Here is a 13010-nt window from a genome sequence, read left to right as displayed (position 1 = left end):
TTCTCACCTCTCCAATGTTTTTAGTTGTCGGCTAAGCGTTTCATAGGTATCTTGAAGGTACTCCGGCATCACCCTGACATCACCGATAACGGGCATGAAGTTTGTATCCCCGTTCCACCGCGGAACGATATGAAAATGCAGGTGGTCGTCGATGCCGGCCCCCCCGACCTTTCCGAGGTTCATACCGATGTTAAAACCTTCGGGCTTAATGGCTCTAAGTATATCGATACACTTGACGTTGAGATTCATCAGCTCTAGTCTCTCTTCCTGACTGAGCTCGGAAAAATCGTTCGTGTGCTTATAAGGAACTGTCATAAGATGCCCGTTCGAGTAGGGATAACGATTCATTATAATAAAACCCGTCTCACCATTATATAATATGAGATTCTCTTTGTCATTTCCTTCTTTGGGTTTATCGCAAAAAATACATTTCCCTTCTTTCTCCCCCGTTATGTATTCAAGCCTCCAGGGCGCCCAGAGCAGTTTCATATTCAATTTATTATATCAACCAGATAGAAAAGTCCAAAGCTGGATTTTGTCGGGACGCCGGTTAATTGAGGAATACCGATCTTTGCCGAGAGTAAATCCATTAGCGGGGATTTCTTTTTGGGAAAATATTTCAAGCTAGGCTCCCCTTCTATCCCGGCCATGCTGCCCGCAAAATTTATAGCGTCGTTTATAGTTCCCAATTCGTCTACCAGGTTCAGTTCTTTCGCCTGCTCCCCCGAGAATATTTTTCCGTCGGCAATCCTGTCAACCTGTGCCGTACTCAGGTTTCTGGATTCGGCGACTGCGGATTTAAATTGTGAATGTACGTTGTTTATGAGTTCCTGTATGTATTCGCGGTCGGTTTCCGACATATCCCTGAAAGGGGAGCCTATGTCTTTGAATTTACCGCTCTTTATGACTTCGACATCCACCTTGGCCCATTCGAGCAGCTTTTCGTAGCTGGCGAACTGAGCGATTACGCCGATACTCCCCGTGACGGACCCGGGATTGGCGTAAATCTTCTCGGCGGCGCACGCGATGTAGTATCCGCCTGACGCGCCCACGCTTCCGATGCTTGCTACAACAGGCATTTCCCCGCCAAGTTTCAGAAGCTCGCTGTATATTTCCTGGGAAGGCCCCACTGCTCCGCCCGGGGAATTGATTCTGACCACGACCGCTTTTATCTGATCGTCATCTCTTATTTTGGAGATGCTTTCGAGATAGATTTGATCGTCCATGATTACGTCGTCCACTCTCAGGACGGCGACTTTTTCACCGCTTGTCAGGCTGTCGTCGCCCGAAATGAGCAGTCCGCAGCCGAGTCCGGCGATAAAGGTAAAAAACAGAAGCACAAGCGCCACTATCGCAAGTAAAAACCCGCGCACTATCAGACAACCTCGTCGTTATTAATGGATTTTAATTTATCTTTCAGCACGTCACCCAGCTTTGCCGAAGGCTCTCCCTGGGAAGTCATGAAATCCGAAACGCGCTCTTTCTCGAGCCTCTCGTCGTATCTCCGTTTGCTGAGATTCACCTGCCGGCTTCTTTTATCGAAACCCGTTACCTGAGCGGTTATCTCGTCTCCGATATTGAAGCTTTTCGTTATGTCCCTGTCCCTGTCGCCTCTTTCACGGTTAAGCTCGCTTGAGCGGATGTAGCCCTCGATATCATCATCGAGCTGTACTACAATCCCCCTGTCCTTAATCTCTTTTACAGTCCCTGTTGCAACGGATTTGCCGGCTTTGTACTTCTGCTGAACTTCCTCCCAGGGGTCGGCTGTAAGTTGTTTTAATCCGAGCGCGATTCTTTGATTGTTCTCATCGACATTTAAAACTACAACCTCTATCTCGCTTCCCTTTTCAAAAGATTCTTCAGGATTTACCCTTCCCTTCCAGGATATGTTGTCCGGTCTCAGGAGGCCGACTATATTTTCCGAGACCTCCACGAAAAGCCCTTTATCAGTAACATTTCTGATTACGCCTTTTATTCTGGTGCCGGGCGGGTTCTTTTCCTTGAATATCTCCCAGGGGCTCGGTTCGATTTGCTTTAAGCTGAGCGATATTCGTCTGTTCTCAGGGTCCACATCGAGCACAACCGCTTCAAGCGTGCTGTCTACTTTGACCACTTCTTTGGGGTGACGGAATCTTTTAGTCCAGGCGATTTCTGAAACGTGCACGAGTCCTTCGACGCCCGGTTCGAGTTCGACAAATACGCCGAAATCCATCAGGGAAACCGCCCTGCCCCTGATCCGGGAACCAGGTCTGTATTTTTCCCTGACGAAATTCCAGGGATCGGGCATCGTTTCTTTCAGGCTGAGCGTTATTTTTTCCGGCTCTTCAAATTTAATAATTTTTGTCGCTATTTCCTGATCCCTTGCAAGAACATCGCTCGGGTGCGAAACTCTGCCCCACGCGAGCTCGCTTACGGGTATGAATCCCTCTACGCCCCCGATATCTACAAATGCACCCTGGTTAATAATATTGAGAACCCTTCCCGTAACCTCCATTCCTTCTTCGATTTTGGAAAGTGTTTCCTTTTTGAGCACCTCGCGCTCCTCTTCCAGATGCACCCTTCTCGATAGAACAATGTCATTCCCCGTTAGCTTGATTATTCTCGCTTCAAGCGTCTCCCCTGTCAGGCTGTCCAAATCCGGCCTAGGCACTATATCGATCTGGGATCCCGGTATAAAAGCTCTTATCTCGGTTTTATCCCCGATGTCTGCGATTAATCCGCCCTTGACCTTGTGTAGTATTTTGGCTTTTATCAGCTCACCCTTTTCGAAGTGTTCCTGTATTATTTCATCTTCTTTGAGCTTGGCGGCTTTGATTTTCGACAGCCTGGGCAATCCTTCGCTCGCCCAGTTGTCCAGAACGACTTCGACTTCATCCCCGATATTCACATCGAGCTCTTTATTTTTATTGTAAAATTCCTGAACCGGAACGACGCCTTCGGATTTGGATCCGAAATCGATGAATACGTCATCCTGGTCGATCCGGACCACATGACCGGTAAATACGACGCCTTTGTCAGGGACGTTCATGCTCTCGTCAACAAGTTGCGCAAAATTTTTCTCGTCTTCCATAGACCTGCCTTCTTGTACGGTATTATCTATTATAGTAACTGTCGGTTATCACTCTAAGAAGTAGAATTAGGTAGCGCAGATATATTTACTAACCTTGAACTTCTTTAATTATCATGCTTATAACTTCGTCAGCCAATAGATTCGTAGTATCTATTATGACCGCATTCGGTGAGGGATGCAAGGGAGATTCTGACCGTTCCCTGTCCTGTCTGTCTCTGATTTCGAGTTCATTTTTCACTTCACGGATGTCGGATTTACTCCCGGATTCAAGGAGTTGTTTACAGCGCCTTCGCGCCCTCTCGTCGAGGGAGGCCTCAAGGAAGAACTTGAAGTCCGCGTCCGGGAACACATATGTGCCCATATCCCTTCCCTCAGCCACTATGTTCCCGGCTCTGCCTGTATTCCTCTGAAGCTCGACGAGCTTCTCTCTCACTGCCCTCCTGGTAGCTATATCGGAAGAGAGGCGGGAAATCTCCGGGGTTCTGATTTTATCCGTAATATCCTCGCCGTTCAGTATGACCCTGAGATTATCGCCGCGGGTGTTTTCAATTCTTATATCCGTATTTCGGAGAAGGGATTCGAGCCCACTCGCGTCGTTAATATCGACCGCCTTTCTTCTTACCTCGAGCGCGGCGGCGCGGTACATCGCCCCTGTGTCCAGGTACGTATAACCCAGCAGGAGCGCGACCGATTTAGAAACCGTACTTTTTCCGGCGCCGGAAGGGCCGTCTATCGTTATAATCATATCTAGCTTTATTCGAGGCGAATTATTCGGAGGCGCTTCGCTCATTCGCGGTAACTTAATCTCAATTAACTTCTGAGCCGTCCGATTACATCGAAGAATTCGGGGTACGATACCGAAACACTCTCTGCGCCTTCTATTTCGGTTTCTCCCCGGGCGCGTGTCGCGGCCACTGCGACCGCCATCGCGACTCTGTGATCGCCCCAGCTTGAGCAGGCGGCCCCGCTCAGGGATTCCTTTCCGGCTATGGACATGCCGTCCTGAAATTCTTTAACCCCTGCGCCCATTTTGCCCAGCTCCGCGGTCATTGCCTTTATCCTGTCCGTTTCCTTCACCCTGAGCTCGGCCGCGTCTTTGATTACCGTTTCTCCCTCGGCAAAAGAGGCCGCTACCGCGATTACGGGAAGCTCGTCTATTGCTTTGGGTATCATATCGCCCTTGACCTCAACCGAGCGTAGCTCGCTCGACCTGACCAGGATGTCCCCTACGGGCTCTCCCGATTCCTCCTTACTGTGAAGTATTTCTATGTTTCCGCCCATATGCTCCAGTATATCCAGAACCCCCGTTCTAAGGGGGTTTAATCCGACGTTCCTGATCAGGATTTCGCTGCCCGGGTTTATCAGTGCCGCGACTATGAAAAACGCCGCCGAGGAAATATCCGCGGGCACTGAAATGTCTCTCCCTTTAAAATCCTCCTGCCTGTCTATCTTTATGCTCTTTCCGTCTCTGGTTACTTCGGCGCCGAAATAGTTGAGCATCCTTTCGGTATGGTCTCTGGTAGGCTCTGTTTCAATGACCTCCGTTATGCCGTCCGCGTAAAGTCCCGCGAGCAGGAGCGCCGACTTGACCTGAGCACTCGCGACGGGTAATTCGTAAGAGATACCCGTGAGCTTGCCGCCCGTTATTGCAAGGGGCAGCCTGTTGCCGCCCTCTCTCCCCGTAATACTGGCGCCCATTAGTCTCAGAGGGTCCACTACCCTCTTCATGGGCCTTGCCCTCAGATATTTGTCGCCTGTAACGACGGTGAAAAAATCCTGTGCGCACAGGAGCCCGCTCAGTAGCCTCGTAGTCGTTCCCGAATTTCCGGCGTCGATAATATCCTGAGGCTCGTTCAGCCCCGAAAGCCCGTTTCCGTTTATCTCCACATTGCTTCCCCGGATTTTCAGGGGAATTCCGAGCCTGCTCATCGCGTCTGCGGTCGAGATAGTGTCGTCGCAATTAAGAAATCCTGTGACCCTGGATTTGCCTCTGGCCAGTGAGCCTATCATGAGCGACCTGTGAGAGACCGATTTGTCTCCGGGCGGGGTGAATTCCCCTCTGAGCGGGGCGGAATTTCCTTTTATGATCCGTGTGGACATATTGTTCAAGATAATAATACTTTCGGAAGAAATAAAAAAGTATTTTGCCTGATTAACTTCGTGGGTAATATTTTATTTAAGTTTTTGAAACAAGGGAAGGCATAAAATGAAAAGTCTCCTGAAACATATACTCGTCTTAATAATACTGTTCTCAGGATTTCTATGGGTTATGCCAGAGAGCCGGGCGGAATTTTGCGGCAGGTGGAGCGCGGGTGAAAAGACGGGTTCGCTTGACTATACAATGATAGATGAGGCGAGCGGTATTGCCGCATCCTCCATATTTCCGGGGAGGCTTTACCATATTAACGATTCCGGAGGGGGGCCTTATTTCTTTACTACGGATGTACGCGGGAAGAACGCGGGCAAGATAAGAATAAACGGTTTCGATGCACGGAGCAGTGATTTCGAAGACGTTGATGTTGGGGAATGTTTGTCCTCGAAATCGTGCCTTTTCATCGCCGACATCGGTGACAACGGACGGAAGAGAAAATTTACGGAAATCCTGGTTATTCAGGAGCTCGAAAACTACAACGGGTCCGTTACCCCGGTAAAGAGGCTTAAAGTTGTATATCCTGACGGTCCGCGAAATGCCGAGGGGATGGCACTCCATCCGAACGGCGATATTTACATACTCACCAAAGAGGAAGACCTCGACAGATCGGAGGCTTATCCCGCGAGGCTTTACAGGCTCGAAAAAGCTAGATGGGAGAGCGCGGGCGAGGGACCTTTAAAGCTCGACTACGTGGGCGATATAGATTTTACCGTGCTCGGCTCATCCGACTCAGTATACGGCAAAATAGTGTCTTCATTCGACATAGCGCCTGACGGCAAGAGCTTCCTTGTGCTGACCTATGAAAACGCCTACGAGTTCAATATCGACCTTTCCGAGTCCGCGCTCAAGCCTGCGGGAGAAATGAAAAAAGGCATTGATTACAGTGTTATAGAGCTCGATTCCCTCCTCCAGCAGGAGAGTATTACCTATGTGAACGGCGGAAAAGAATTTCTCTACGATACCGAATACCACCTGTTCGGAGCGCCGATTATGAAGGTCAGGTGTCTTAACGGGCAAAAATGACTATCCATTTATAAGAAAAGCGATAATCGCCGGCGTGGTGATTATGGAAATCAGCGTCCCGGCCAGAATAATCGAGGCTACCGTCTGAGAGTCCTGTTTGTATTTTTCTGCCAGTACGAAGTTGAAAATCGCGGGAGGCATGGCGGACTCCAGGATTACGACTTTTGCGGCCACTCCGTCGAGCTTGAAAATAGATACTGCCAGAACTCCCAGACTCACGCCGAAAAAAATTCTCATGGCCCCGATCAGAAAAGATTTATTCACGTCGTTCAGGCTCACTTCGGACAGCTTGTACCCGAGGGCGAATATCATTGTCGGTATGCTCGCCTCTCCGAGCAGGTCGACCGCCCTGAAAACAGGGGTAGGCAGCGTCAGGCCCGATACGCTCAGCAACACACCGGCGATTGCGGAATAGACGAGCGGGAGCTTGAAAATTTCAAGCGGGCTCTCGTCATAATTCAGGATTAAAATGCCGAGCGTATAGTGAAGCATCGTCGTTGACACCATATACAGTATCGCCACATTAAAACCGGTCTCGCCGAATGCGAACAGCACGAGCGGAAGCCCCATATTTCCCGTATTGGCAAAAAGCACCGGGGGCAGATAGACCTTGATGGGTATTTTAAGCGCTCTTATAACGAGAACGCCTAGGATTAAAGACACCCCGATAATAACGCAGACTGAAACGAATACCTTCCCCGCGATGTTTATGTCTATCGGGTCTTTGGAAAGGGATGAAAGAATCAGGGCCGGGGTCGCCAGATAAATTATAAAGTCGTTTACGGATGAGAGGCTTATCTTTTTGCGCCTGCCGAACAAATATCCTATACCGGCAATGAGGAAAACGGGCAGCACTATGTTTATGATCTGATTAACTATGGCTTGCTGTCTCCCTTTTTCAATCCGGGGTTTTGCTTGGAAATGAAATTAGATTTGCATGATTAATGTTGCGGGAAATAAGCGCGTGTAAATAAGAGAATAGACGAAAACGGGGAACTGTGGATTCCCCTACCACCTCACTACAGCCGCGCCCCATGTAAACCCGGCGCCGAATACCGAAAACAGTACGTTGTCTCCCTCTTTGATTCTGCCGTTTGTTACGGCTTCATCGAGTGCTATGGGCACAGATGCGGATGAAGTGTTTCCGTACCTGTCCAAATTGCTGAATACCTTCTCCTTCGGCATGCCGAGCCGCTTTCTGACGGCTTCGAGTATTCTGTAATTTGCCTGATGGGGGATGAAAAGATCGATTTCGTCGGTCGTAAGATCCGCTTTTTTAATCGCTTCCAGCGAAGAAGACTCAATAGCTTTTACCGCTTCCTTAAAAACCTCTTTGCCTTCCATCTTTAAATAATGGCACTTGTTCTTCACGCTCTCCTCCGAGGCCGGCATTCGGGAGCCTCCGCCGGGCATGTAAAGCAAGTCTCCGAAATCACCGTTGGATCCGAGACAGCAGGAAAGAATACCGGGTCTGTCGGAGTGTGAGATCACGGCTGCCCCGGCGCCGTCGCCGAACAGTATGCAAGTCGTTCTGTCCTCAAAATCCATAATTTTGGAAAGAGTCTCGGCTCCCACTATAAGAAGCTTCTTCGCGCCGCCTCCGTCGATAATGCCCTTGCCCGCCTGTAGAGCGAACAGGAACCCCGAGCACCCTGCGAGCACATCGAAACCGAAGGCATTTTTCGCGCCGAGACGGCTTTGAAGAACGCACGCTGTGGAGGGAAACATGTAATCGGGCGATATGGTGCCCACTATGATTCCGTCAAGCTCCTCCGCTTCGACAGAGGCGCTTTTAAGGGCTTTGATCGCGGCTTCATAGGCTATATCGGATGTCGCGACATCCGGCTCGGCTACCCTTCTTTCGCGTATCCCGGTCCTCGTTTGAATCCACTCGTCCGAGGTATCGACAATTCTCTCCAGATCAAAGTTGGTTAAGACTTTGTCGGGTGCCGCCGAACCAGTTCCTAAGAACCTTACAAAACTCAATTTTATCTCTACTCCTTATCGGTACTCGTGGGGGAATAGTATCTGAGAACAAATCTACTTGTCAAACTTCTCTCCCGCCCCGGTCAGCAGCGAAGCGAGCTCTTTTTTTTTGTCACCGCTTATTGTTGTCCTTTTAAGGTGCTTTATAGCTCCGTCGTAAAGAATGATATCAAAGTTGTCCTGATCGACCAGCGTTTCAAGAAGCTCCATTTCTTCTGATGATTCTATATTGAAGAAGTATTCAAAACGAAGCGCAGCACCTGTGCCGGTTTCAAAAATCACATACGCGCCCAGTGTAGGGAATTCCGGTCTTTTTATAAGCTCGAAATCAATGTATATACGGTTTGATTGCTGCAAGATTTTTAAGTCGTCTGCAGCGCTTTTTATTATTAGCGCGGTTTTGTTGCCTACCGATACGAAAACACAGCCCGATTCTATAAGCGAGAGTGAAAGCTCTGTATCGGGATTCAGCTCGGGAAGGTCTATCTTGAGCCCGCTTTTGTTGAACAAGTTTTTAAGCAGTATGGATAGCAAAAAATTCCCCTCCGCGCCTGGTTAATTCTAATATAATCTTAATTTACACAAAAAATAGCCCTTTTCGGTTCCGATGAGGCGAAAAAGCACGGTTTTAGTGGTTTTAAAAATTTTTTCTTGACATGAGCATATAAAATTTATTAGTATCAAGGTATTAATGCCCGATAGATGAAATTATTCTAGGCACATTCAAGAAGCCGGGATTTGAAATTCTGAGCAGGGATTCTTTCGCGGTAATATTTTGAGTGCTTGATAATTTGAAATTGGAGGAAACAAAGAGATGATGTGGACACTCATTATTATAGCTTTGGCTTTTGTAATCTGGCGTTTTATGCAGCCTGCGGTAGATACTCCGGCTGCGGCTACGGAGGCGCCACCACCGCCACCACCACCATCCGAACCCCCTCAGGCTGAATCTACGAGCGGCGGAGGGAGCGGCGAAGCCGATCCGTTTAAGGCTCCGGGCTCATAGTATCATTTTGTAGCTGGTATTTTTAGCTACTCTGAGGGCCCGAAGGGCCGGCAGTATCGTTTAAACGGGTCCGAGTCGTTTTTAAACTATCACTTCTTTTTTGGTTCTGATCAGGAGCCAAAGAAAGAACAACCCCCCTACAGACGCCGTGATAATTCCCACGGGTATCTCTACCGGGGAAATCAGGGTTCTGGACACCGTGTCGGCGGCCGTGAGAAAAGAGGCCCCCAGCAGGAATGAGCACGGAAGAATAATCCTGTTATCCACTCCCAGAATCATCCTGAGTATATGAGGAATGATTAATCCCACGAACCCTATAGGCCCCGTTACGGAGATTACGGCGCTTGCGGCAAGTGAGGTCGCGAAGTAGATTAATTTTTCCATCCTCTTTACATTCACGCCGAGGGACGATGCCACATCGTCCCCAAGCCCGAACAGATTCATATCCTTTGTTATCGACAGTAGAATAATGACTCCGGGCACTACGAATATCAGCGTTTTCCAGACGTCATCGAAACCCACTATATCCAGACTCCCCATAATCCAGCGCATAGTCTGAAGCGACTCCGTAAAACTGGAGAAGAACTGAATAAAGAGCACGAACGCGGAGTAAAGGAAGTTCATTACAACCCCGGCAAGAAGAAGTCTTCCCGTAGCTATTACTCCCCCGACCTTAGATATCGAATATACGAATATCATCGTCAGTAATGAAAACAGAAAGGCCATAATCGAGACCATCGAGAACCCCAGCACGCCCGCTGCCAGTCCCAATCTGATAGCTATAAGGGCCCCCAGAGAAGCCCCTCCCGATATTCCGAGCGTGAAAGGGGAGGCCAGAGGGTTTCTGAATAACGCCTGGAGCGCGGCCCCGGTGATTGCCAGGGTTCCGCCCGCGACAGAAGCCATTAAAACCCTGGGAACCCTGATCTTGAAAAAAATCGTACTGACCAGCTCGTCTCCGCCCATTATCTCGCCGGGGGTCAGCATCCCGTACGTGCCCGTAAATATGCTTACAAGTGATATCAAGGCCCAGAGTATCAGTAACAGAGAGATCGAAATAATAAATTTCTTCTTTGTGCTCATTGTCGTAGGATAAAAAATATGATTTGTATTCCGGCTGAGCGATCAGTCGCTCGGATAGACGAAGACCTTCCCCCCGTCCTTCCTTACCGATACCCGGGTTCCGTAGAGAGAGCTGAGGTTCTCCTGACTGACTACCTCCGCTGTCTGCCCCTGCGTAAACAGCCTGCCGTCTTTTATCATTATTATTTCGTCGAAGTAAAATAAGGCGCTGAAGATATCGTGAGTCGCCGCTACAATGAGGATATTGTTTTCATCCTTGAGCCTCCTCAGGATTTTCATTATTTCGTTTCGGTGTTTTATATCCAGGAAGGTGGCGGGCTCGTCGAGCATCATTACCTCGGGCTCCTGGACGAGCGCGCGTCCTATTGAGGCGAGCTGTCTCTCCCCCGAGGAAATCTCCGTAATCAGGCGGTTTTTCAGATGATTGATTCCGACCTTCTTCAGCGCGGCTTCCGCGATTTCCCTGTCGGCCTCCCTCTCGAAATCGAAGCGGCCTATGTAGGGGGCTCTCCCCATCAGTATCATCTCCATGACGGTGAAGGGGAACGCGAATACGGGGTCCTGCGGTATATATGCGATTCTCTTTGCAATCTCCCTCCGGTCAAGGTTCCGTAACGGTTTATCTTTAAATAGGACGTTACCCTTCCCTGGCTTCAATATTCCCGAAAGGAGCTTGAGCAGGGTTGATTTCCCCGCCCCGTTCGCCCCCAGAATACCGAGCATCTTCCCTTCGCCAAACGACAGGTTTATGTCGCTCAGGACCTCGGAACCGTCGTATGAAAAGCCGAGTTCCTCGCATTCAATTATTGTTGCCATATTTTTCCACTGTTTCTGGATGAAGTATCCGGGTCAGAACCTCTGCGCCCTGAACGATAGTCTGGCTCGGATGAAGGAGCACGGTGCTGGGGAGTATATAAACCTGACCGTTTTGTACGGCTCTTGACTGCCTCAGCTCGCTCCAGGTGTCCAGTATTTCCTTTTCCCTGTCCAGTTGTTCGTGATTGATTTCGATTATCACATCGGGGTCGAACGTCAGTATCGCCTCTTTTGTGATTTTTATTGATAGCCTCGTGTTCTGTACTACATTCTCCCCCCCCGCAAGCTCGATCAGCTCATTAATATAGTTATTTCTTCCGATAACGTATATGTCTTCAAGTGTTCCCGGATTCCTTCCCACTACTAACAAAATACTCTTCCTCGGCAGGTTCCGGGTGTTATTCCCTATTTCGTTCAGTCTGGTTTCGATGTCGGAGGTCACACTCGCCGCCTTCTCCTCTTTACCGAGTACGCCGCCTAAATTTGTAATCGTTTTCAGTATATCGTCAACCGAATTATTGCTGTCCGTAACGAGCGTTTTAAGTCCCAGGTCCCTGATTTTTTTTCCGAATATAGTGTCCTGATCCCTCATGAGCATGACGAGATCGGGTTTGAGCGCTACTATGGCCTCGAAGCTGGGATTCACCCACCCCCCGACCTTGGGTAATTTGTACGCCTCGGGAGGGAAATCCGAATAGATGGTGACGCCTACCACTTTATCGAGCTCTCCGAGGGCGTAAATTATATGGGTCAGGTTCGGGGAAAGAGAGACGATTCTTTCAGGCGTGTCGTCCGGGCGCGCGTTGAGTCCCGTAGAAAACAGCATTAATAAAGTTAATAATATCGTTAAAATTCTTCTGTTCATTTTTTATCCGAGAAACAGTTCGAACTGCATATAGTTCCTTAAATTGAGAACCGAGTCGGTCGGAGGATCGTAGCCCTTCATCAGCTCGGGGTGGATTGTCTTGGCCAGTATTTCAAGGCCGTCCACTATCCTCGGTCCGGGCCTGCTGAAGTAAGAGTTTGCGTCGAAAAGGTATATCTGCCCCTTGTTGGTGGACGGCAGCGAGAACCACTCCTCGTGCGAGGTCAGTGTGTCGATTTCATCTAGCGTTTTTTCTATATCGTAGCCGCACGGCATGATGAACAGCATCTGCGGGGCGAAATTCACGATATCCTTCCATGATACCTTGAACGAGGGCTCGCCCGGCCTGCCTATCCCGCACTCTCCCCCCGCGGTCTCCACCATCTCGGGCACCCAGTGTCCCGCGACATAAGGAGGGTCGAGCCATTCGAGGCAGAATACCCTGGGACGGTCCCTTTCGCCGCTCAGGAGTGACCGGATCTTCTCTATTCTCTGTCGAAGCCTGTCTGTAATTTCCCGCGCGGTGTCAATAGTGCCGGTAGCCTCTCCTATTATGAGAATAGTGTCCAGAATCTCGCTCAGGGTTTTCGGCTCAAGGGTTATAATCTCGGGTTCGTGCCCCAGAGCTTCTGCCGCCTCTGTCACCTCGTTTCCCGAAACCGCGCACACCTCGCATAGCTCCTGAGTCAGGATTATATCGGGGTCGGCTTCCACGAGCGCGTCTTTGTCTATGAGATATGTGCTCTTTCCCTCCCGGGCGTTCGTTGAGACAAGCTCGTCTATTTCCCTGCTCGACAGTTTTTCAGGGTCTATGAAGCTCATAATCACCCTTTTCTTGTCCCGGGCCTCGGGAGGATAATCGCATTCGTGCGTGACGCCTGTGATTTTGTCCCCGAGCCCGAGCTCATAGACTATCTCGGTAGTGCTGGGAAGGAATGAACATATGCGCATTGTCATTTGCCTCCGTTGATAATTTGGGGAAGAGGGGGCAATCGACGCGCCTCTTCCC

Annotated in this window: 14 protein-coding genes; 2 read left to right on the top strand and 12 right to left on the bottom strand. The window is 49.5% G+C overall.

Features of this window, described 5'->3' with window-relative positions; genetic code table 11:
* Nucleotides 1-3 precede the first annotated feature (3 nt).
* The 5 genes from RIG61_12520 to aroA all read right to left on the bottom strand — a co-directional run bounded on the left by RIG61_12520 (nt 4) and on the right by aroA (nt 5170).
* Nucleotides 4-489 (bottom strand): HIT domain-containing protein, encoded by a 486-nt coding sequence (locus RIG61_12520; GenBank protein MEQ9619982.1) that lies wholly within the window; start codon nt 487-489, stop codon nt 4-6.
* 2 nt (nt 490-491) lie between these two features.
* Nucleotides 492-1373 carry a signal peptide peptidase SppA gene (gene sppA, locus RIG61_12515; protein ID MEQ9619981.1) on the bottom strand — a complete coding sequence of 294 codons (882 nt, stop codon included), beginning with the start codon at nt 1371-1373 and terminating at the stop codon, nt 492-494.
* Between the two features lie 2 nt (nt 1374-1375).
* Nucleotides 1376-3070, bottom strand: a complete 1695-nt coding sequence (locus RIG61_12510) for a 30S ribosomal protein S1 (GenBank protein MEQ9619980.1) — start codon at nt 3068-3070, stop codon at nt 1376-1378.
* Between the two features lie 88 nt (nt 3071-3158).
* Nucleotides 3159-3860: a (d)CMP kinase gene (gene cmk, locus RIG61_12505; GenBank protein MEQ9619979.1), complete on the bottom strand. Its 702-nt coding sequence runs from the start codon at nt 3858-3860 to the stop codon at nt 3159-3161.
* A 20-nt stretch (nt 3861-3880) separates the two neighbouring features.
* A complete protein-coding gene (aroA, locus tag RIG61_12500; GenBank protein ID MEQ9619978.1) occupies nt 3881-5170 on the bottom strand; it encodes a 3-phosphoshikimate 1-carboxyvinyltransferase in 1290 nt (429 codons plus the stop codon).
* 106 nt (nt 5171-5276) lie between these two features.
* Here aroA and RIG61_12495 point away from each other — a divergent pair, with 106 nt between their 5' ends.
* Nucleotides 5277-6245, top strand: a complete 969-nt coding sequence (locus RIG61_12495) for a hypothetical protein (protein MEQ9619977.1) — start codon at nt 5277-5279, stop codon at nt 6243-6245.
* On the opposite strand, the gene RIG61_12490 is transcribed toward RIG61_12495, so the two are convergent.
* From RIG61_12490 to RIG61_12480, 3 genes are all read right to left on the bottom strand, one after another.
* The gene (locus RIG61_12490) at nt 6246-7100 is read right to left on the bottom strand and encodes an AEC family transporter (protein MEQ9619976.1); all 855 of its coding nucleotides are present in this window, start codon (nt 7098-7100) and stop codon (nt 6246-6248) included.
* 153 nt (nt 7101-7253) lie between these two features.
* Nucleotides 7254-8231, bottom strand: a complete 978-nt coding sequence (locus RIG61_12485; GenBank protein MEQ9619975.1) for a beta-ketoacyl-ACP synthase III — start codon at nt 8229-8231, stop codon at nt 7254-7256.
* Between the two features lie 54 nt (nt 8232-8285).
* The gene (locus tag RIG61_12480) at nt 8286-8765 is read right to left on the bottom strand and encodes a hypothetical protein (protein ID MEQ9619974.1); all 480 of its coding nucleotides are present in this window, start codon (nt 8763-8765) and stop codon (nt 8286-8288) included.
* A gap of 280 nt (nt 8766-9045) precedes the next feature.
* Between RIG61_12480 and RIG61_12475 the strand changes: the two genes are divergently transcribed.
* Complete coding sequence (locus RIG61_12475) at nt 9046-9237, top strand: hypothetical protein (GenBank protein ID MEQ9619973.1); 192 nt, start codon at nt 9046-9048, stop codon at nt 9235-9237.
* Between the two features lie 81 nt (nt 9238-9318).
* Here the strand turns inward: RIG61_12475 and RIG61_12470 are convergent, their stop codons facing one another.
* The 4 genes from RIG61_12470 to RIG61_12455 are packed head-to-tail and all read right to left on the bottom strand — an operon-like array spanning nt 9319 to nt 12952.
* A complete protein-coding gene (locus RIG61_12470) occupies nt 9319-10320 on the bottom strand; it encodes an iron ABC transporter permease (protein ID MEQ9619972.1) in 1002 nt (333 codons plus the stop codon).
* A 42-nt stretch (nt 10321-10362) separates the two neighbouring features.
* Nucleotides 10363-11136, bottom strand: a complete 774-nt coding sequence (locus tag RIG61_12465) for an ABC transporter ATP-binding protein (protein MEQ9619971.1) — start codon at nt 11134-11136, stop codon at nt 10363-10365.
* On the bottom strand, nt 11120-12001 hold the full coding sequence (locus RIG61_12460) for an ABC transporter substrate-binding protein (protein ID MEQ9619970.1): 882 nt from the start codon (nt 11999-12001) through the stop codon (nt 11120-11122). Before RIG61_12460 ends, RIG61_12465 begins: the two co-directional genes overlap by 17 nt.
* Before the next feature lie 3 nt (nt 12002-12004).
* The gene (locus RIG61_12455) at nt 12005-12952 is read right to left on the bottom strand and encodes a cobalamin-binding protein (GenBank protein MEQ9619969.1); all 948 of its coding nucleotides are present in this window, start codon (nt 12950-12952) and stop codon (nt 12005-12007) included.
* Nucleotides 12953-13010: the final 58 nt, after the last annotated feature.

The sequence above is a fragment of the Deltaproteobacteria bacterium genome, from assembly GCA_040223695.1.
Lineage (GTDB): Bacteria > Desulfobacterota_D > UBA1144 > Nemesobacterales > UBA2774 > JAVKFU01.
This window is presented reverse-complemented; position numbering and strand designations above follow the sequence as displayed.

Bases quoted from the DNA above. Each gene is read 5' to 3' on its own strand.
- RIG61_12475 (MEQ9619973.1), top strand. From the start codon at position 9,046: ATGATGTGGACACTCATTATTATAGCTTTGGCTTTTGTAATCTGGCGT.
- RIG61_12470 (MEQ9619972.1), bottom strand. From the start codon at position 10,320: ATGAGCACAAAGAAGAAATTTATTATTTCGATCTCTCTGTTACTGATA.
- RIG61_12510 (MEQ9619980.1), bottom strand. From the start codon at position 3,070: ATGGAAGACGAGAAAAATTTTGCGCAACTTGTTGACGAGAGCATGAAC.
- cmk (MEQ9619979.1), bottom strand. From the start codon at position 3,860: ATGAGCGAAGCGCCTCCGAATAATTCGCCTCGAATAAAGCTAGATATG.
- RIG61_12520 (MEQ9619982.1), bottom strand. From the start codon at position 489: ATGAAACTGCTCTGGGCGCCCTGGAGGCTTGAATACATAACGGGGGAG.
- RIG61_12495 (MEQ9619977.1), top strand. From the start codon at position 5,277: ATGAAAAGTCTCCTGAAACATATACTCGTCTTAATAATACTGTTCTCA.
- RIG61_12460 (MEQ9619970.1), bottom strand. From the start codon at position 12,001: ATGAACAGAAGAATTTTAACGATATTATTAACTTTATTAATGCTGTTT.
- aroA (MEQ9619978.1), bottom strand. From the start codon at position 5,170: ATGTCCACACGGATCATAAAAGGAAATTCCGCCCCGCTCAGAGGGGAA.
- RIG61_12465 (MEQ9619971.1), bottom strand. From the start codon at position 11,136: ATGGCAACAATAATTGAATGCGAGGAACTCGGCTTTTCATACGACGGT.
- RIG61_12455 (MEQ9619969.1), bottom strand. From the start codon at position 12,952: ATGCGCATATGTTCATTCCTTCCCAGCACTACCGAGATAGTCTATGAG.